Below are 18,595 nucleotides of genomic sequence, written 5' to 3' on the forward strand. Positions count from 1 at the left end.
TTAATAAATAGTCTAGCCTTTAAAAATGATACATATCATCTAAAAAACAACGACCATAGTTTAATCGTTTATAATTATTATGCTGATGGAATTTTTGTAACTTTACTATACGTATCATCTTATAAAAAATCTTGTAAAATGTTTCAACAAAATCAAGATATATTTAGCATTCTATCTGAAGCAATTTCTGAATGTATTATCATTATTGATAATGATCAAAAAATTGTTTCTACAAATTCGTCTACCAATAAAGTTTTTGGTTATACCTCTGCCGAATTAATAGGAAAATCTTTAGAAAAACTTATTCCAAAAAAATATCATAAAATTCAAAAGGTTCTCTTCAAAAAGTTTGTTAAAAAAGGTGAGAAAAGACAAATTTCAGATAGTATAGAACTTTATGGATTACGAAAAAATGGTGCAATTTTCCCTACAGAAATTGGTTTAAATCCTTTTACCGTTTATGGTAAAACCTATAACATGGTTTTATTGATTGATATTACCGAAAGAAAAGAAAATGAAAAAAATTTACTCATAAAAAGTGAAGCTCTGCAGTCTGCAGCCAATGGTATTGTTATAACTGACGCCTTACAATTTGACAACCCCATCATTTATTGCAATTCCGCCTTTATTAGACTCACGGGGTATTCAGAATCAGAAATCATAAATAAAAATTGCAGGTTCTTACAAACTGATGATAGAGATCAAGAAAGCATAGAGCAAATTCGATTGGCTATAAAAGAAGGAAAAAGTTGCAAGACAATACTACGTAATTATAAAAAAGACGGTACTTTATTTTGGAATGACTTGTCTGTAACGCCTATAAAAAATAATGAGGGTGTTGTTACTCATTTTATCGGTATTCAAAATGATATTACAAAGCGAATGTACGCTGAGCAAGAACTTAAGCACTGGGCTTCCATTTTTGATGAATCATTAAATGAAATATTTATATTCGATAAAGTATCATTAAAATTTTTAAATGCCAATAGAGGAGCTCAAAAAAATATAGGTTATACGCTAGAAGAACTTAAAGAATTGACGCCTTTTGATATAAAACCTGAAATTATCGAAAGTGATTTTAGAGCATTGATCGCTCCTCTAATTCATAAGGACAAAGAAAAAATTGAATTTGAAGCCATCCATCAAAGAAAAGATGGTACCACGTACCCTGTTGAAGTCCACTTACAACTATCTTCATCTGAAGATCATGAATTACTCGTCGCTATAATCTTAGATATTACTGAACGAAAAAATTATACAGAAAAGTTAGAAAACACTGTCGAAAAACGGACCCAACAATTGAAAATTGCCTTGACTAAAGAAAAAGAGCTAAACGAGCTTAAAACAAAGTTTCTGTCTTTAGTATCACATGAATTTAAAACACCTTTAAGTGGTATATTAACATCAACTATTTTACTAGAAAAATACAAGCTCACTGAACAACAAGAAAAAAGAGATAAACACTTAAATATAATTACAAGTAAAGTTCATTACCTCAACAATATTTTAAATGATTTTTTATCCATTGAACGTTTAGAATTAGGAAAAGTAACCTATAAATTCACTGATTTTAATTTAAGTAAAGTTGTAAACGAAGTGGTTTACAATGCAAATATGTTATTAAAAGGTGGACAAAAAATTAATATCTCTCCAAATAGTGATGAATTTAACTTACATCAAGATGAGCGAATTTTAGAATTAATTTTGTCAAATTTAATTTATAATTCCATAAAATATTCACCTGAAAATACAGATATTAATCTTGAAGTTTCAGAATGTGAAAAGAATTTAATTTTAAGGGTTATTGATTACGGTATAGGAATACCAATAAATGATCAAAAACATATATTTAATCGTTACTTTAGAGCTGAAAATGTATTGAATAATCATGGTACAGGAATCGGCCTAAATATAATTAAAGCACATTTGGAAAATTTAGGTGGAACAATAAACTTCAAAAGTGAAGAAAATAACGGGTCTACATTTACAGTTGAACTTCCTAAAATAATTGAAAAATGAAAAAAATTTTATTAATAGAAGATGACGTTGTTGTCAGAGAAAACACAGCAGAGCTATTAGAGTTATCTAATTATGAGGTTTTTACAGCTCCAGATGGTAAAAGTGGTATTACAAAAGCTATCACAGAATTACCAGATGTAATTATATGTGATATCATGATGCCAGAAGTAAATGGCTATGAAGTATTAAATGTACTTTCTAAGACAATTGCTACACAGCATATTCCTTTTATTTTTTTATCCGCTAAAACTGAATATAGCGATATCCGAAAAGGAATGGATATGGGAGCTGACGATTATTTAACCAAACCTTTTAATGAAGCCGAGCTTATTAGTGCTATTGAAAGTAGAATTGCCAAAGTAGCACTTCTAAATGAGAATTCAGAATTAAAAAGCCTTATACAATCATACCAAAGTGATGATAATCTTAAAACAATTGATCAGTTAAAAAACTATTTTTCTGATAATGCAGAAGAAGTTTCTTATAACCTTGATCAAACTATATATAGAGAAGGAGATCATTCAAATTACATTTATTTAATATATAAAGGGGTTGTAAAAACATCAAAAACTGATGAACAAGGCAAGGAATTAATTACCGCTTTACACAAAGGAGATGATTTTTTTGGACTAACGTCTTTATCTCATAATAGACCTTATAATGAATCTGCAATAGCACTCGAAAAAACGCAAGTTTTTAGATTAGTGAAAAATGATTTTAAAGATCTTTTATTAAAAAATCATGCCTTAACATTAGAATTGCTGGACTATTCTACAAAAAATGTAACCGAAATTAAAGATCAATTATTACAAATGGCATATAGTTCGGTTAGAAAAAAAACCGCAAATACTATTTTACAGTTTGCTGAAAAAATTAAAAAACATCCAAAAGATGGTATTCGCATCTCAAGAAGTGACTTGGCTAGTGTAGCTGGTATTGCCACCGAGACTTTTATAAGAACCTTAACCCGTTTAAAAAAGGATGGTATCATTGATATTGAAGGAAGAAATATAAAGGTAATTGATATTGAGTTGTTAAGACAAGTTTATTGAAAATTGATTTTAAATTGATATATATCATTGTATAAAATCTATAACACGTCTAATTTAGATGGAAATTATAGAACGAATATAATGATGACTAATATTTTAATCCCCACAGACTTTTCAGAAAATTCATGGAATGCAATCGCATATTCCATAAAGTATTTTGAAAAATCAACATGTAATTTTTATTTACTACATGTTACTCCGATAATTAATTATGCAAGTGGTGAAACTCCACCACTCCCCTTTAGTGGCTCTGTAGAAAAAGAACTATTACAGCAATCGAAATCTGATTTGCAAGACCTATTAAATAGGATTAAGAAAATAGATCTAAATACTAAGCATACTTTTATAACCATACCTAGTTACGATTATTTTATTGATTCCATAAGAGGGCAAATTGAAGAAAAAAAGATTGACCTTGTGATTATGGCTACTAAAGGTGCCTCTGGTATTAAAAAAATAGTAATTGGAAGTAATACTGGCGATTTAATTACAAAGGTAAAAATACCTGTAATGGTTATTCCTGAAAAAGCAACATTTAAAGTCCCTAAAGAAATAGCTTTTCCGACTGACTATAACATATTTTATCATACCAAAATTATAAGTGATATGTTAGAATTTTCTAAAAATCATGATACTATTATTAGAGTAGTACATGTTGCTAAAAAAAATGAGGAATTAACACAATTCCAATTAGAAAATAAAGAATATTTAGAGGAAGTTTTAAGTACTATTACCCATAGTTTTCATAGAATAAGTAATAAAAAAATTGAAGCAGGTATTGAATGTTTTGTAGAAAGTAGAGATATTGATATGATATTTATGGTTGCAAAAAATTTAACTCTTTTTCAACAAGTTATGTTCAAGCCAACTGTTGAAGAAATAAGTTATCGTACCAAGATTCCCTTTATCGTATTACATGAATAAAAAACATAAATAATTATGGAAAATATATCTATTTTTTTAGCAAAATTTTGGGGATGGTATTTAATTATTTTCTTTTTAATATTAAGTCTAAACCCTAAAAGAATCAAACAAATCTTTGAAGATTTGAAAGATCAAAAATTTCTTATTATTACGGCTTTCATAGCGATTATAATAGGCTTACTAAATATTTTATTTCACAATATATGGGAAGATAGTTGGACGATTGTAATTACACTTATTGGATATATATCACTTCTTATTGGTTTGTCATTATTTGTTTTTCCTGACCGGACCATCAATTGGATAAATATTATAAATGTTAAATTTTTACAGTTATTATATATGCTATTGTTTTTAATAGGTGTTTTCCTTTTAAATATGGCGTACGGTATTGTACCATTTTAGAAATTAGTTTACGCCAATAGTTTATGAAGTCGATACTTAAAAAAAAACAGGTGCGTTAATACGCACCTGTTTTTTAATTTAACACTACCAGGAATATAGATTCCATTTTTCATTTTTAGTTTTTAAAGCAATCAATCTTGGAGCAATAATCTTGGAGTGAAAACTTGGTGGTAAACTAGTAGAATTCATAGCGTCATTATAGCCCCTTCCATTATCTAAATACTTAATTATCTTACCTGAACCATCAATAACATACTCTTCTAAATTATAGGAAACAACATTTTTACTTAAGATTTTGTTTTTACCCATAGTCGTAGTGTCTATTTTTATAATAATAGCAATGCCCTCTTTAAAATTGGTAACATTTAAAAATTGAGGTTCTATTATCGTATTCCCCTCTTTGTCCATGTAGCCATAATAAAAGGTATTGTCAATCCGCTTTTTAATGATGCATTTACCTTCTTTAAATATGGGATACTTTATTGATGGTTCTTCACTATTAATTTCAGTGGCTACGACACCATCTCTAAAATCGATTACTTTTTCTCCTTTTTTATTTATAAAGGCCCATTGGTCATTTTTTTGCACAGCTGCCAAATCCTCATTAAAAGGTGAAACAAAATCAATATCCTTTAAATTCTGAGAAAACAAAATCTGATTGACAGAAAAGCACAGCAGTAAAACTATTAATTTTTTCATGATTGTATCTATTTAGAATTCAATCAAAATTACTACCCCTAGTATTTTTACGAAATGATCAAGATCATTTTTTATGAAATCCAATTAAATTAGTTTTAATAAAACAAAAATTTACCTCTTGACATTTAATAAGGTAACTGATATATATCATTTCAAATTAGAATCAATATAAATACCTTAGTGTACATGATTCGAGAACTTATCATTATGTTAATAATTAAATTTGATTTATTGCTAGAGGAAGAAGCTAAAGCATCATCAAAAAAAAATTGATAGAAGTATGATACTAATCCTTTAATAGAGGCAAACAAATACTTCTGTTTCATTCTAATTTTTATAACGCTATAAATAACTTAAAATGGAAACTAAAATTAAAAAAGATTGGTTGGGCAGAGTTAAAAGCATGGAAGAATTGCATGATGACTCAAAACTTTGGATGTCTGAAGTAAGTTTTATTAATGATGAGTTACATTTTTTTAATGATTTGTTAAGTACCTATTATATAGACATTATAGATGCTGGTTTATCTGAAGAAATTAAAAATATAATAAAGAAAATAACTCAAGAAAAAGAATCATATAGTTCATTTATTAAGTTGATTCAATATCATGAAAAATTATTATCTAAATTAATATATACTGGTAGTGTAACCAGCAATCCAAATTATTTAAAAATGCATCAAGATTTAGAATTTAAAGTTGATGCCTACATTAAAAATTCTAAATTATTAAAAAAACAAATATTCAGCATTGTAGAAGCTCAAATGAGAAAGAAAGAGCAAAAAAAATTACTATGAAAAGGACTTATTTCTATGAAAAGGACTTAAAAGATAGTATCGGTTGTAACCTTTTAGATTAAAAACCTTTACTATCTTTTATTGCTAACACGAACTTTATAAATCTTTTTCTTGTAGAATTCTCCTTGAAAAAAACATTTGAAAAAACTTACAAAAACAATAAAGGTATTTTACTAGCATACGTTATTTCTGTCTTACTAGCCTTTGAAAAAATTCTTTTAAAAAAAGATTCGACATGTATAATTTTAGCAACTAAACGCACTTCTTTTGATGCTATAAAATGCTCAACGGCATTTTCAATAGACCTATTTTCATCCGTATAAAAGTGTAATGTGTTGTCTTTAAAAAATGAATTTAAGGCCTCTTTTTGAAGGTTATATTTATCTCTTTCATTCTGATTAACGATTGTTAATACATTCAGATGTGAATTAAATTTCGATAGAATACCACGTAATGGTTTTACAATATTCTTTTCTAAACTTATTTCCGTTTCATTGATAAATAAAACTTGCGATGGTTTACAGAACTTGTAATTTTTAGGAATAACCAAAATAGGTAAATCAACTTTTTCAATAACCTGAATTGTATTCGAACCGAAAACAGCTTCTTTTATACTTGAGGCTCCATTTGTTCCCATAACAATCATATCCACATGTTCAATTTCTACTAGTTGTTTTATGGCACTGACAAAACTATCATAATCACAAACTCCTTCAAAAGTATAGGCTTCATTAGCGTATTCTTTCTTTAAATCATTTACTAAAATCTCTAATGTTTTTTTAGGATTTTTTATGACGGAATCGTAAATAGATTTTTTGGGAGATGCTATTAAATCACTTGTAATATATTTGGAAACTTTCTGCACATTGAGCACATAAAACGTAATGGTGTCTCCACTAAAAAACTGCATTGCATAGGCTATAGCATTGCCAGCATTCTTTGAAAAATCAGTTAATAAAAGTATCCGTTTCATAATTATATTTTTTCTCTTATAAAAATACAAATTACAACGTATTGTAAATATGACATTTATCATTGTATCTACTTCATAACAACATTAATTTTGACAACAAGAAAATAAGTTAATCCTATGCCAAATTCAACATTAATTCAAAAGTATAATGTACCTGGTCCAAGATATACTAGTTACCCTACAGTTCCTTATTGGAATGAAGATAGCATAGATGAAAATAGCTGGAAGCAATCCATTAAAAAGTCTTTTGATGAAAGTAATTCTTCAAAGGGAATTAGTTTATATCTACACCTTCCTTTTTGCGAAAGTCTATGTACTTTTTGTGCTTGCCATAAATACATTACAAAGCGACATGAATTAGAAACACCGTATATTGAAACGTTGTTAGCAGAGTGGCAACTGTACTTGCAACAATTTGATAAAAAACCGGTGTTAAAAGAGTTACATTTAGGTGGCGGAACTCCTACCTTTTTTGAGGTGGAAAATTTAGAACTGTTAATAAAAACAATTCTAAAAACAGTGGATTTACATAGAGATTTTGAATTTAGTTTTGAAGGTCATCCCAACAATACGACCAAAGAACATTTACAAACCTTATATAATTTAGGTTTTACTCGAGTGAGTTATGGTGTACAAGATTATTCAGAAAAAATTCAAAAAGCGATCAATAGAAAGCAGTCTTTTGAAGATGTAAAAAATGTAACGCAATGGGCTAGAGATATTGGCTATACTTCTATTAGTCACGACCTTATTTTCGGATTACCATTTCAGACCATTAACGACATTATAGATACCATAAAAAAAACGAAAGAATTAAAACCTGAACGTATTTCGTTTTACAGTTATGCTCATGTACCATGGATTAAAGGTGTTGGCCAAAGAGGTTTTAAAGATTCAGATATACCCAATGGTGATGAAAAACGAAAACTATATGAAATGGGTAAACATATGTTATTGAACCTAGGATATATTGAAACGGGCATGGATCATTTTGCTTTACCAACAGATTCCCTCTCTAGAGCTTTTAAAGATGCTAATATGCACAGGAATTTTATGGGATACACTACGAATCCAACACAATTAATGATAGGATTGGGTATGTCTGCCATTAGCGATTCTTGGTATAGTTTTTCACAAAATGAGAAAACGTTAAAAGCGTATCAAGATCAAATTCAAAAAGGAGTACTCCCTCTTTTAAAAGGTCATTTATTATCTGAAGAAGATTTAATAATCAGAAAACACATACTAAACATTATGTGTCATTTTAAAACTTCTTGGAAAAATGACAACATGAAGTTTGACGAGCTCTCTGAAACATTAGGTCGTTTAAAGGAATTAGAAAAAGATGGCTTAGTTGTTATTTTAGATGATGAACTCATTATTCCTGAAAATGCAAGGGCATTTGTAAGAAATATATGTATGGCATTTGATTTACGAATGGTTCGTAACAAACCAAATACCAAATTATTTTCATTGACAGTATGATATTAAGATGCGAAAATTTAGACCAAGAATAAGGTAAAAATGATAGCTTAAAAATTAATTTTAAGGATTATAAACTAAAGTTAAGCCTATTGGAAAGAAGATTAAAAAACATGTGTGTGTCCGTCTTTTATTTCCTTGGTAAAATTGGCAATAGTTTTATTTGTTAGCTCCTCTACTAATTTATTCCGTAAGGGTGCTACTAAATGATGAATTGGACAAGGGTTTTCACTATCACAAACAGGTAAACCTAAAGAACATCCTTGAAATTTTTCTAACCCATCTATGGCAGCTACTATAGAGATCATTGTATTTTGTTTATCAGCATTCGTAAGGTAAAAACCTCCGTTCCTACCCTTTCTTGAAGAAATTATATTTCTTTTGGTAAGTTCTTGCAAGGTTTTAGCTAAAAAAGGAGCCGGTATATCAATTATTTCAGCAATTGATTTTGGATTGAATTTTTTTTCATCATCAGAGTTTAACGATAAAAACAGCACTGCTCTAATGGCATAAGTGCTTGATTTTGAAAGCATATTTTATAATTTTATTAAGATAACAAAGTAAAAAGATAATAATATCTTTTTATATGACAAATGTCATATTTTCATTTAAGCACTACTTATATATTTGTACAAAATTAACAAACCTTATATTATGAAACTAAAAATTCTAATTCCAATTTTAATTATCACCATGATGATTTCTTGTAAAAATGAAAAACAAGAAAGCACAGAAACAACGCCAGTTGCTACTGAACAAGCTTCACCAGAAGCATCAGAAAATCAAGGTCAAGCTTCTGTTACAGATAAAGTGTCTGATGCAAACGCATTACAAGTAGCGCAATCATTACCTGATTTTTCAACATTAGTAACGGCTATTGAAGCTGCTGGTTTAGAAAACTCAGTTGTAAATGCGGGTCCTTTAACCATTTTTGCTCCTACCAACGAAGCATTTGGTAAATTACCAGAAGGTACTGTTGAAACATTAGTAAAGCCTGAAAACAAAGAAAAATTAGCCTTTATTTTAAAAAACCACGTTGCTCCAGCAAATTATCCAGACACACAATTAGAAAAAGATGCTAAGAAGGGTCGTAAGTTATATATGGCTTCTGGAGAATATTTAGAAATCGTTAAAAAGGAAGATGGAATTTATGTAGGTGGAACTAAGATATTAAAAACCGTAAAAGTTAGCAACGGTTGGATCCACGTAATAGGAGATGTGATCGTACCTAAAGATAAATAAGTGTTTCAATTCAATAAATAATAAAACTAAAAACTAAAATAATGAAAAAAGTAATTTTAAGCGTATTTGTACTCTCACTTGCTGTATTGGTAAGTTGTGGTGACAAAACAAAAAAGGATAGTACTGAGGCTCCAAAAGAAGAAGAAGTAGTAAAAGAAGAGGTTGTAGAAGTTGATCCAATGCAAAATAAAGGAATTGGACCTATTACAAGTGTAACCTTAGCTGCTGAAGTAGATCAAGAATTAGCAAAAAAAGGTGCCGAAGTTTATAAACAAATGTGTTCTGCATGTCATAAAGCGGAAAAAAGGTTTGTGGGTCCTGCTCCAAAAGGAATATTAGAAAGAAGAAGTCCAGAATGGGTTATGAACATGATTTTAAATCCAGAGGTTATGGTAAAGGAAGATCCTATTGCCAAAGCATTATTAGCTGAATATTTGTCTCCAATGTCAAATCAGAATTTAACGGAAGACCAAGCAAGAGCTGTCTTAGAATATTTTAGAACTTTATAAATAAATCAAACTTTAAATTAACTTTATATGAAATCAATACTTAAAATAATGACGCTGTTATTTTCGGCTTCTGTTTTACTCAGCAGTTGTGGTAATAATAATGGTAAATCTTCGGGTAACAATAGTGCTTTAAATAGCAGTAACGCCGAAAAAGTGTATGTTGCACCAGGTGAATATGACGAATTTTATGCGTTTATGTCTGGAGGTTATAGTGGTAATCTAACAGTTTATGGTTTACCATCTGGTAGAATGTTTAAGGAAATTCCAGTTTTCTCACAGTTTCCAACCACAGGTTATGGTTACTCTGAAGAAACTAAACCAATGCTAAATACATCATTTGGCATGGTACCTTGGGACGATTCTCACCACCCTGATATTTCTCAAACCAATGGAGTATTAGATGGACGTTGGGTATTTATAAATGGTAACAATACACCACGTATTGCTAGAATTAGTTTGAAGACTTTTGAAACTGAAGAAATTATTGAAGTACCTAATAGTGCAGGTAACCATAGTTCTTCATTTATAACTGAAAACACAGAATATGTAGTTGCAGGTACACGTTTTTCTGTTCCTGTTCCTCAAGCTGATTTACCAATTAATGAATATAAAGGTAAATTTAAAGGAGCTTTATCTTTTATTAGTGTAGATAAAGAAACGGGTAGAATGGGTATTAAATTTCAAATATTAATGCCAGGTTTTAACTATGATCTTTCTCACCCTGGTAGAGATAAATCTCATGGTTGGTTCTTCTTTACTACTTACAATACCGAAGAAGCAAATTCATTATTAGAAGTAAATGCTTCTCAAAATGACAAAGATTTTATAGCTGCTATCAATTGGAAAAAAATTGAAGAATATGTAAATAATGGTGGTGGTACTAAAATGCCAGCAAATTATGCACACAACGTTTATGATGAGCATACCCATACGGCTACTTCTACTATGGAAAAAGAAGTATTGACTGTAAATCCAGCAGATGTACCTGGTGCTATTTATTTCTTACCTACTCCAAAATCACCTCATGGTTGTGATGTAACTCCAACTGGTGAGTATATTATTGGTAATGGTAAATTATCTGCAGACTTAACAGTACATTCATTTTCAAAAATGTTAGATGCTATTGAAAATAAAAAATTCGACGGCGATGCTTATGGAATCCCAATTTTAAAATATGAAGATATTTTAGCTGGTGTTGTAAAATCTGGTGGTTTAGGCCCCTTACATACGGAATTTGATGATAAAGGGAATGCGTATACAACGTTCTTTATTTCTTCTGAAGTAGTAAAATGGAAAATAGGGACTTGGGAAGTAATTGATAGAAAACCTACCTATTATTCAGTAGGTCACTTAATGATTCCTGGTGGAAATTCTAGAAAACCTTTCGGTAAATATGTGGTTGCCATGAATAAAATTACTAAGGACCGTTATTTACCAACTGGACCTGAGTTAGAGCATTCAGCACAACTATATGATATTTCAGGTGAAAAAATGGAATTAATTTACGATTTCCCAACACATGGTGAACCTCACTATGCTGCAGGTATTCCAGCTGATTTAATCAAAGGAAATTCACAAAAAATATACAGATTAGATGAGAACAAACATCCATATGCCATAACTTCTCCAGATCAAGCCAAAGTGACTAGAAATGGAAACGAAGTACATATATCTATGGCAATGATTAGATCTCATTTTACACCAGACAATATTGAAGGTGTTAAAGTTGGTGATAAAGTATATTTCCATATCACAAACCACGAACAAGATTTTGATGTACCTCATGGATTTGCTATGATCGGTGCAAACAATTCTGAATTGCTAATTATGCCAGGACAAACAAAAACCCTTACATGGGAACCTAAACAAGTAGGTGTTTGGCCTTTCTATTGTACAGATTTCTGTAGTGCATTACATCAAGAAATGCAGGGATATGTTAGAGTATCTCCAGCAAATTCAGATATAGAGCTATCATGGTCTTTAGACGGTGAATAAACAATTATTTTAGTTTGAAAAGGCTGTATTGAAAATTTCAATCCTTTAGTTTCGTACAGCCTTTTTGTTTTTATCCTCACCCAGAATTCCTAAAAAGGAATTCTGACCTCTCCAAAGGAGAGGAAAATAATTACAAAAAGATGAAAAAAGCAGGTATTATAATGATTATCGGCTCTTTATTACTAATGGGCCTATTCAAATTTCCTTTATGGAATATTATGTTAGGAGCACCTCAATATCCTGAACCGTTAGGGATGGATATTTATATTGATGGTATCAAGGGGGTTTCCGAATTTGATTTACAAAATATAGATGGTCTTAACCATTATATTGGTATGAAAGTAATACCTAAACCGGAAGAAATGTGGGAATTCTCCGCATTTCCTAAAGTTATTGGAGGTATGGTGGCATTAGGAGTTCTTATAGGAATTTTAGGTTTTATAGGTAAAGTTTCTTATAAATGGTTTATCGGTTGGTTTATATTGATGTCCATTTTAGGGGTATTAGGTATGTATGATTTTAACCAATGGTTAACTGCTTATGGTGGAGATTTAGATCCACATGCTATTATAAAAGTAATAAACCCTGATGGAACACCTATGACCTACAAACCACCGTTATTAGGATATCAAAAAATGTTAAATTTTGATGTTACCTCATTACCACACACAGGTGCTTACATGATGTTTGTAGGAATGACGCTTACAATAGTTGCATTTTTTGTAGGAAAAAAAGAGCATAAAAAGGCATAAAACAATGTCTGTTCGAGTGTCACGCTTTTGCGTGATGTATCAAGAGCGGTATAATTGAAATAGTTAAATCTAGACAAAAATGAAAAAATTATATTTATTACTTTCATTATCTCTGATATTGGTTTCATGTACTATTGAACCCTCAAAAATTGAATATGGTAAAGATGCCTGTAATTTTTGTAAAATGACAATTGTAGATAAAACACACGCTGCTCAAATTGTTACTAAAAAAGGGAAGTCTTATAAATATGATGCTATTGAATGCATGTTAAATGACATGAAGGATAAAGATAAAAGTAAAATGGAATTATTTTTGGTTACAGACTATCTAAATCCGACAACATTAATAGATGCCAATTCCGCAACATTTTTAATAAGTCCTGCAATAAAAAGTCCTATGGGAGCTAACTTATCTGCTTTTAAAAATAAAGAAGATGTAGCAAAGCTTATCAAATCTGATGTAGATAAAAGCTATAACTGGCAAGAGCTACAAGCACGTTATCAGTCAGGTTCTCAAGGTAAATAAATACTAACTCAAATTAGCTAAAGCTGTCTTAAAAATTAAATTTAGGGCAGCTTTTTTAAATCTAAAAAATGAATAAAAATAGTATTACAGACATCCCTATTAAAGGTTTAAACGTTACTAAAATCTTTACAACAGATAGTACTGAAACGTTGTTAATAAGCTTAGAAAAAGGTGAAACTTTTCCAACACATACATCACCCAAAACTACACTTCTTGTTGTTTTAGAGGGAAAAATCGATTTCCATATTGAAAATAAAATTGTTACTTTAGCTAAACATCAGTGTTATAGTTTTGAAAAAAACATTGAGCATTACGTTACGGCTCATAAAAATTCTAGATTTTTGATAATTAGATAGTAAAATGCTAAAGACAACACTACCCCTATTATTATTCCTTTTTATAATTTCAAATAGTTATGCTCAATCTATAGAGGTATGTGCTACTTGTGATGTTAACTCACTTACAGATGCTATCGCTAAATCTAAACCACATGATAAAATAACGATAAAAAAGGGTACTTACTTAGAAAGTAATATCATAATTGACAAGCCTTTACAAATAATTGGTGAGGATAATCCCATAATTGATGGAGAAAAAAAAGGATATGTACTTATTGTAAAATCTGACAGTGTTTCTGTTACGGGATTGGTAATTAAAAACCCAGGAAAAAGTTATACTAAAGATTATGCAGCCGTTTATATTTCTCAGAGTAACCATTTCACTTTTGAAAACAATACTTTAGAGAGTGTCTTTTTTGGTTTTCTAATTGAAAAATCTCATCATGGAAAAATCGTTAAAAATCATGTTTCGAGTCAAGCGATAGATCAATCGGCTTCTGGGAATGGCATTCATTTATGGAATTGCTCAAATATGCTTATTGATGAAAATGAAGCTCATAACCTAAGAGATGGTATTTATTTAGAATTTACCAAAGAAACTAAGGTTACAAATAACCAAAGCTATGATAATATGCGTTATGGTTTACATTTTATGTTTTCAAACAATAACGAATATCATAACAATACTTTTACAAATAATGGTGCCGGCGTTGCTGTTATGTTTTCCAAATTTATTAAAATGACTGGCAACACCTTTACCAAAAATTGGGGAACCGCATCTTACGGATTACTTTTAAAAGAAATATATGATGCTGAAATTATAAACAATACGTTTCAAGAAAATACCATTGGTATTAACGTTGAAGGATCAACCAGAATAAATTATCTCAAAAATAATTTTATAAGCAACGGTTGGTCTGTAAAAATTGCTGGAGCTTGTTATGCCAATATATTTAAGGAAAATAATTTTTTAAACAATTCTTTTGACATTTCATATAACAGCAATATGAACGATAATAAATTTGACAGTAATTATTGGAGTTCATATACAGGATACGATTTAGATAAAAATGGTATTGGAGACATCCCCTATCGTCCTGTGAAGCTATTCTCTTACATCGTAAATAAAACCCCAGAAACAATTATATTATTACGAAGTTTATTTGTTGATATTATCAATTTTTCAGAAAAAGTGTCACCAGTGTTCACACCTGATGAATTGGTAGACAGTTCACCACTAATGACTCCTATTAAATGATAGAAATAAAAAATTTATATAAAAAATTCGGAAAGGTTGAAGTCTTAAAAGGGCTAGACTTGACTATAAACCCAAATACTTCTGAAGGTGGCATTTTTGCTGTTTTAGGTCCTAACGGCTCGGGTAAAACGACATTAATTAAAAGTATTTTGGGTATGGTTATTCCCAATAAAGGGGATATAGAAATTCAAGGGAAAAGTGTCTTAAAAAAACATCAATATAGAAATAACATCAATTATTTACCACAGATTGCCAATTTTCCAAGCAATTTAAGTGTAAACGAATTGATTAAAATGGTTAAAAACCTAAGACCAAAACCTGCAGCTGATCAAGAATTTATTGATTTGCTTCGTTTAGAACCTTTTCTAGATAAAAAACTAGGCAACTTATCAGGTGGTACGAAGCAAAAAGTAAACATCCTTTTGACTTTTATGTTTGATAGTGAACTTATTATCTTAGATGAGCCCACAACAGGCTTAGACCCCATTTCTTTGCTCAATCTTAAAAAAATAATAGTAGCTGAAAAGGAAAAAGGTAAATTGATATTAATTACTTCTCACATTATGAGTTTTGTGGAAGAAATGGCTGATGAAATTGTGTTTCTATTAGATGGTAAAATCTATTTTAAAGGAACATTAGCTGCCATAAAAGAGCAGACCAAACAAAACGATTTAGAACATGCTATTGCAGCAATTTTAACTCATAACAATTCAACATTAAAATGATACCTATAAAAGTTTTCCTTTTCGCTTATTCTTCATTTAAAAATAGAACCATAGCTACCGCTATGCTTAAATTTTTAATGTTGACTAAACAAAAAATAACTCCATTTACTAATGCACCATTTCAAAATTCAATTGATATAAAAAATGTTTAAAATATTAAAATATAGTTTTTACGATTTAATGCGTAGCAGTTGGAGTTACGTATACTTTTTATTCTATTTAGGCTTAGGTTCTGTATTACTATTTTTAAATAATGACGTGTCAAAAGCGGTTATTACTTTAATGAATATTATTGTGGTACTTACACCATTAATAGGAACCATTTTTGGGGTTATGTATTATTATAACTCCCGCGAGTTTACGGAGTTATTATTAGCTCAACCCTTAAAAAGATCAACCATTTTTATTGGTCAATATTTAGGCGTAGCCATTTCGCTCTCTTTAAGTTTAGTGATTGGTTTAGGTATCCCATTTTTAGCATATGGACTGCTACAGTCATCAGAAATTTTTAATTTTTTATCTCTTATAGTCGTTGGAGCATTTTTGACTTTTATCTTTGTGGCCTTGGCATTTAATATTGCTCTTTCTAACGAAAATAAAATAAAAGGTTTTGGTTATGCTATTTTAATGTGGCTGTTTTTAGCTGTAATTTATGATGGGCTATTTTTGATTTCTCTAGTGATGCTTCAAGAATATCCATTAGATAAATTCTCTTTAGTAGCAACCATGTTTAACCCTATAGATTTATCGAGAATTTTAATACTTTTAAAATTAGACATCTCCGCCCTACTCGGCTATACAGGTGCTGTTTTTCAAAAATTCTTCGGTACAAATTTCGGTATGGTCATTTCTTTTAGTGTACTTTCTCTTTGGGTTGTATTTCCGATATTAAGAATACTATTTAAATCAAAAAGAAAAGATTTTTAATTATGTAATAACCCTTAACTTCATAATTGAATGTTAAATCATTCTTAATTCATAATTACATGATAATCATCATGTTTTTGCTTATTTGTTAATCCTATTTTTGACTTTGCTAGGTTTATACAAATTTTAATCATAAAACATGACAAAAGCACACACTTTTCATATACCAGTAATGGGTATTGGGTATACCATTGATACACCTTATAAAGTTGCTCATTTAGGCATCGATTCTGTAATTTCTTTGGTGGATGATATTCTACTTGAAAAGCTCAGGAAAATGTACAGTGAAAAACTAGAAATTCCATACACTGCAATTACTGATAAAATTAATGATTTCAGAGCCAAACGAGTTACGTCTTATTTAAATATGATGAATAATTTGGTCGACAAAAAATTTGAAGAATTAAAGAATTCAGCCGCTGATGTAAAAGATTATTTTAATCGGTTACCAGATAGCTCATCCATAAAAAAAGAGTTTAAAAAAATCACAGCGAATCATTTTAACTTGGATGATATAAGAACATGGATTGACACTACGATTACCAAAGGTAGTATAGACGTTAATATCATGACCAAGGTTGACAAAGACAATTATATTGGTGACGAAAAATTACCTATTGAATTTAATGATGCTCATGCTGCCTTAAGAGGTTTTGCCGAAAGCGATTTAAATGCCTCTGTAATTCTTTCTGCTGGTATGAACCCTAGACTTTATGCTTATCTTGAAAATTTTGACGCATTCTTCCCAAATGAAAAAGGTGAAGTTGACAAAAAGGTTGTTTTAAAAGTTAGCGATTATCGTTCTGCATTAATCCAGGGTAAATTTTTAGCAAAAAAAGGAATTTGGGTTTCAGAATATCGCGTTGAGTCCGGTTTAAATTGTGGTGGACATGCATTTGCAACTGATGGTAATTTATTAGGCCCAATATTGGCAGAATTTAGAGACCATAAACAAGAAATTACGCAAACAGTTCATGAACTCTTAATAAAGGCGTTAGCGGATAAAAACAAAACCGTCCCAAAAGAACCGTTAGCTTTAAAAATAACAGCACAAGGTGGTGTTGGCACCTCTGAAGAGCATGACTTTTTATTAGATCATTACAAAGTTGATTCTGTAGGATGGGGTACGCCATTTTTACTAGTTCCAGAAGCGACAACAGTCGATGTTGATACCTTAGAAAAATTAGAAGACGCAAAAGAAAAAGATTTATACTTAAGTAATATCTCTCCTTTAGGGGTTCCTTTTAATAACCTGAGAGGAAATACAAAAGATGAACAAAAGTTTAAAAATATCGCAAAAAATAGACCTGGAAGTGCATGCCCAAAAAAATACGTTGCCTTAAACTATGAGTTTGATGAAAAAGGCTTGTGTACAGCATCAAGACAATATCAGCATTTAAAACTAAAGAGCTTAGAAGAGCAGAATTTATCAGAAAATGAACATGAAAAAGAATATACTAAAATTATAGAAAAATCTTGTGTTTGTGTTGGGTTAGGAACCTCTTCTTTGTTAAGCCATGGTGTAGAAACAAAAAAAGAAGGCACTGGTGTTTCTATTTGTCCTGGTCCCAATTTGGCGTATTTCTCTGATAAAATGAGTCTAAAAAACATAACTGACCATATTTATGGAAGAGCAAATATGATTTCTAGATCTGATAGACCTAATATGTTTATTAAAGAACTGAATATATATATTGAATATCTTAAAAATAAATTGGAAGAAACGGCAACTTCTATGGATGCCAAACAAGAAAAGTATTTTAAAAAATTTAGTAATAACCTAAATGAAGGAATTACCTATTATCACAATTTATTTAACTCAGTTACCGCAAACTTTAGAGATGCAAAAGTTTCTATTTTCAATGAACTTGAAACGAGTAAACGTAACTTGAAACAAATTGTAACTGATATAGACCAAATAAAAGAAAGTATGCTGGAAAAAGCATAATTATAATAAAATTATCAATCCCCTT

The 18,595-nt window shown here is 30.0% G+C and carries 19 protein-coding genes; 16 read left to right on the forward strand and 3 right to left on the reverse strand.

Annotated elements, in window-relative coordinates; translation table 11 throughout:
• The first annotated feature begins 138 nt into the window (after positions 1 to 138).
• From JBL43_RS20200 to JBL43_RS01510, 4 genes are read left to right on the forward strand one after another with little or no spacing between them, the layout of a single operon-like run.
• A complete protein-coding gene (locus JBL43_RS20200; RefSeq protein WP_198839718.1) occupies positions 139 to 2,019 on the forward strand; it encodes a sensor histidine kinase in 1,881 nt (626 codons plus the stop codon).
• Positions 2,016 to 3,071: a response regulator gene (locus tag JBL43_RS01500; RefSeq protein WP_198839719.1), complete on the forward strand. Its 1,056-nt coding sequence runs from the start codon at positions 2,016 to 2,018 to the stop codon at positions 3,069 to 3,071. Before JBL43_RS20200 ends, JBL43_RS01500 begins: the two co-directional genes overlap by 4 nt.
• Before the next feature lie 27 nt (positions 3,072 to 3,098).
• Positions 3,099 to 3,995, forward strand: a complete 897-nt coding sequence (locus JBL43_RS01505; protein WP_233098656.1) for a universal stress protein — start codon at positions 3,099 to 3,101, stop codon at positions 3,993 to 3,995.
• Positions 3,996 to 4,010: 15 nt separating this feature from the next.
• Positions 4,011 to 4,400 carry a hypothetical protein gene (locus JBL43_RS01510; protein WP_198839720.1) on the forward strand — a complete coding sequence of 130 codons (390 nt, stop codon included), beginning with the start codon at positions 4,011 to 4,013 and terminating at the stop codon, positions 4,398 to 4,400.
• An 84-nt stretch (positions 4,401 to 4,484) separates the two neighbouring features.
• Here the strand turns inward: JBL43_RS01510 and JBL43_RS01515 are convergent, their stop codons facing one another.
• Complete coding sequence (locus JBL43_RS01515) at positions 4,485 to 5,099, reverse strand: WG repeat-containing protein (protein ID WP_198839721.1); 615 nt, start codon at positions 5,097 to 5,099, stop codon at positions 4,485 to 4,487.
• 358 nt (positions 5,100 to 5,457) lie between these two features.
• Between JBL43_RS01515 and JBL43_RS01520 the strand changes: the two genes are divergently transcribed.
• Positions 5,458 to 5,895, forward strand: coding sequence for a hypothetical protein (locus JBL43_RS01520; protein WP_198839722.1), 438 nt, complete (start codon positions 5,458 to 5,460; stop codon positions 5,893 to 5,895).
• 148 nt (positions 5,896 to 6,043) lie between these two features.
• Here the strand turns inward: JBL43_RS01520 and JBL43_RS01525 are convergent, their stop codons facing one another.
• On the reverse strand, positions 6,044 to 6,868 hold the full coding sequence (locus JBL43_RS01525) for a universal stress protein (protein ID WP_198839723.1): 825 nt from the start codon (positions 6,866 to 6,868) through the stop codon (positions 6,044 to 6,046).
• A 117-nt stretch (positions 6,869 to 6,985) separates the two neighbouring features.
• Here JBL43_RS01525 and hemN point away from each other — a divergent pair, with 117 nt between their 5' ends.
• The gene (gene hemN / locus JBL43_RS01530) at positions 6,986 to 8,353 is read left to right on the forward strand and encodes an oxygen-independent coproporphyrinogen III oxidase (protein ID WP_198839724.1); all 1,368 of its coding nucleotides are present in this window, start codon (positions 6,986 to 6,988) and stop codon (positions 8,351 to 8,353) included.
• A gap of 101 nt (positions 8,354 to 8,454) precedes the next feature.
• Here hemN and JBL43_RS01535 read toward each other — a convergent pair whose 3' ends face one another.
• A complete protein-coding gene (locus tag JBL43_RS01535; RefSeq protein ID WP_198839725.1) occupies positions 8,455 to 8,883 on the reverse strand; it encodes an RrF2 family transcriptional regulator in 429 nt (142 codons plus the stop codon).
• Between the two features lie 121 nt (positions 8,884 to 9,004).
• Between JBL43_RS01535 and JBL43_RS01540 the strand changes: the two genes are divergently transcribed.
• The 10 genes from JBL43_RS01540 (at position 9,005) to JBL43_RS01585 (ending at position 18,570) form a co-directional block, all read left to right on the forward strand.
• Entirely contained in the window at positions 9,005 to 9,592 is a 588-nt protein-coding gene (locus JBL43_RS01540) for a fasciclin domain-containing protein (protein WP_198839726.1), read from the forward strand.
• Positions 9,593 to 9,633: 41 nt separating this feature from the next.
• The gene (locus JBL43_RS01545) at positions 9,634 to 10,101 is read left to right on the forward strand and encodes a c-type cytochrome (RefSeq protein ID WP_198839727.1); all 468 of its coding nucleotides are present in this window, start codon (positions 9,634 to 9,636) and stop codon (positions 10,099 to 10,101) included.
• A gap of 27 nt (positions 10,102 to 10,128) precedes the next feature.
• Complete coding sequence (nosZ, locus tag JBL43_RS01550; RefSeq protein ID WP_198839728.1) at positions 10,129 to 12,096, forward strand: Sec-dependent nitrous-oxide reductase; 1,968 nt, start codon at positions 10,129 to 10,131, stop codon at positions 12,094 to 12,096.
• 140 nt (positions 12,097 to 12,236) lie between these two features.
• Positions 12,237 to 12,848: a hypothetical protein gene (locus JBL43_RS01555; RefSeq protein ID WP_198839729.1), complete on the forward strand. Its 612-nt coding sequence runs from the start codon at positions 12,237 to 12,239 to the stop codon at positions 12,846 to 12,848.
• Between the two features lie 79 nt (positions 12,849 to 12,927).
• Entirely contained in the window at positions 12,928 to 13,374 is a 447-nt protein-coding gene (locus JBL43_RS01560) for a nitrous oxide reductase accessory protein NosL (protein ID WP_198839730.1), read from the forward strand.
• Between the two features lie 68 nt (positions 13,375 to 13,442).
• Positions 13,443 to 13,730: a cupin domain-containing protein gene (locus JBL43_RS01565; protein ID WP_138950258.1), complete on the forward strand. Its 288-nt coding sequence runs from the start codon at positions 13,443 to 13,445 to the stop codon at positions 13,728 to 13,730.
• Between the two features lie 4 nt (positions 13,731 to 13,734).
• The gene (locus tag JBL43_RS01570; protein WP_198839731.1) at positions 13,735 to 14,970 is read left to right on the forward strand and encodes a nitrous oxide reductase family maturation protein NosD; all 1,236 of its coding nucleotides are present in this window, start codon (positions 13,735 to 13,737) and stop codon (positions 14,968 to 14,970) included.
• The gene (locus tag JBL43_RS01575; RefSeq protein WP_198839732.1) at positions 14,967 to 15,695 is read left to right on the forward strand and encodes an ABC transporter ATP-binding protein; all 729 of its coding nucleotides are present in this window, start codon (positions 14,967 to 14,969) and stop codon (positions 15,693 to 15,695) included. Before JBL43_RS01570 ends, JBL43_RS01575 begins: the two co-directional genes overlap by 4 nt.
• Before the next feature lie 144 nt (positions 15,696 to 15,839).
• Positions 15,840 to 16,622: an ABC transporter permease gene (locus JBL43_RS01580; protein ID WP_138950261.1), complete on the forward strand. Its 783-nt coding sequence runs from the start codon at positions 15,840 to 15,842 to the stop codon at positions 16,620 to 16,622.
• 139 nt (positions 16,623 to 16,761) lie between these two features.
• Positions 16,762 to 18,570, forward strand: a complete 1,809-nt coding sequence (locus JBL43_RS01585) for a hypothetical protein (protein WP_198839733.1) — start codon at positions 16,762 to 16,764, stop codon at positions 18,568 to 18,570.
• Positions 18,571 to 18,595: the final 25 nt, after the last annotated feature.

Origin of the sequence: Aureibaculum flavum (assembly GCF_016406085.1) — a bacterium.
Lineage (GTDB): Bacteria > Bacteroidota > Bacteroidia > Flavobacteriales > Flavobacteriaceae > Aureibaculum > Aureibaculum flavum.

Bases quoted from the DNA above. Each gene is read 5' to 3' on its own strand.
- JBL43_RS20200 (WP_198839718.1), top strand. From the start codon at position 139: ATGTTTCAACAAAATCAAGATATATTTAGCATTCTATCTGAAGCAATT.
- JBL43_RS01500 (WP_198839719.1), top strand. From the start codon at position 2,016: ATGAAAAAAATTTTATTAATAGAAGATGACGTTGTTGTCAGAGAAAAC.
- JBL43_RS01510 (WP_198839720.1), top strand. From the start codon at position 4,011: ATGGAAAATATATCTATTTTTTTAGCAAAATTTTGGGGATGGTATTTA.
- JBL43_RS01515 (WP_198839721.1), bottom strand. From the start codon at position 5,099: ATGAAAAAATTAATAGTTTTACTGCTGTGCTTTTCTGTCAATCAGATT.
- JBL43_RS01520 (WP_198839722.1), top strand. From the start codon at position 5,458: ATGGAAACTAAAATTAAAAAAGATTGGTTGGGCAGAGTTAAAAGCATG.
- JBL43_RS01525 (WP_198839723.1), bottom strand. From the start codon at position 6,868: ATGAAACGGATACTTTTATTAACTGATTTTTCAAAGAATGCTGGCAAT.
- hemN (WP_198839724.1), top strand. From the start codon at position 6,986: ATGCCAAATTCAACATTAATTCAAAAGTATAATGTACCTGGTCCAAGA.
- JBL43_RS01535 (WP_198839725.1), bottom strand. From the start codon at position 8,883: ATGCTTTCAAAATCAAGCACTTATGCCATTAGAGCAGTGCTGTTTTTA.
- JBL43_RS01540 (WP_198839726.1), top strand. From the start codon at position 9,005: ATGAAACTAAAAATTCTAATTCCAATTTTAATTATCACCATGATGATT.
- JBL43_RS01545 (WP_198839727.1), top strand. From the start codon at position 9,634: ATGAAAAAAGTAATTTTAAGCGTATTTGTACTCTCACTTGCTGTATTG.
- nosZ (WP_198839728.1), top strand. From the start codon at position 10,129: ATGAAATCAATACTTAAAATAATGACGCTGTTATTTTCGGCTTCTGTT.
- JBL43_RS01555 (WP_198839729.1), top strand. From the start codon at position 12,237: ATGAAAAAAGCAGGTATTATAATGATTATCGGCTCTTTATTACTAATG.
- JBL43_RS01560 (WP_198839730.1), top strand. From the start codon at position 12,928: ATGAAAAAATTATATTTATTACTTTCATTATCTCTGATATTGGTTTCA.
- JBL43_RS01565 (WP_138950258.1), top strand. From the start codon at position 13,443: ATGAATAAAAATAGTATTACAGACATCCCTATTAAAGGTTTAAACGTT.
- JBL43_RS01570 (WP_198839731.1), top strand. From the start codon at position 13,735: ATGCTAAAGACAACACTACCCCTATTATTATTCCTTTTTATAATTTCA.
- JBL43_RS01575 (WP_198839732.1), top strand. From the start codon at position 14,967: ATGATAGAAATAAAAAATTTATATAAAAAATTCGGAAAGGTTGAAGTC.
- JBL43_RS01580 (WP_138950261.1), top strand. From the start codon at position 15,840: ATGTTTAAAATATTAAAATATAGTTTTTACGATTTAATGCGTAGCAGT.
- JBL43_RS01585 (WP_198839733.1), top strand. From the start codon at position 16,762: ATGACAAAAGCACACACTTTTCATATACCAGTAATGGGTATTGGGTAT.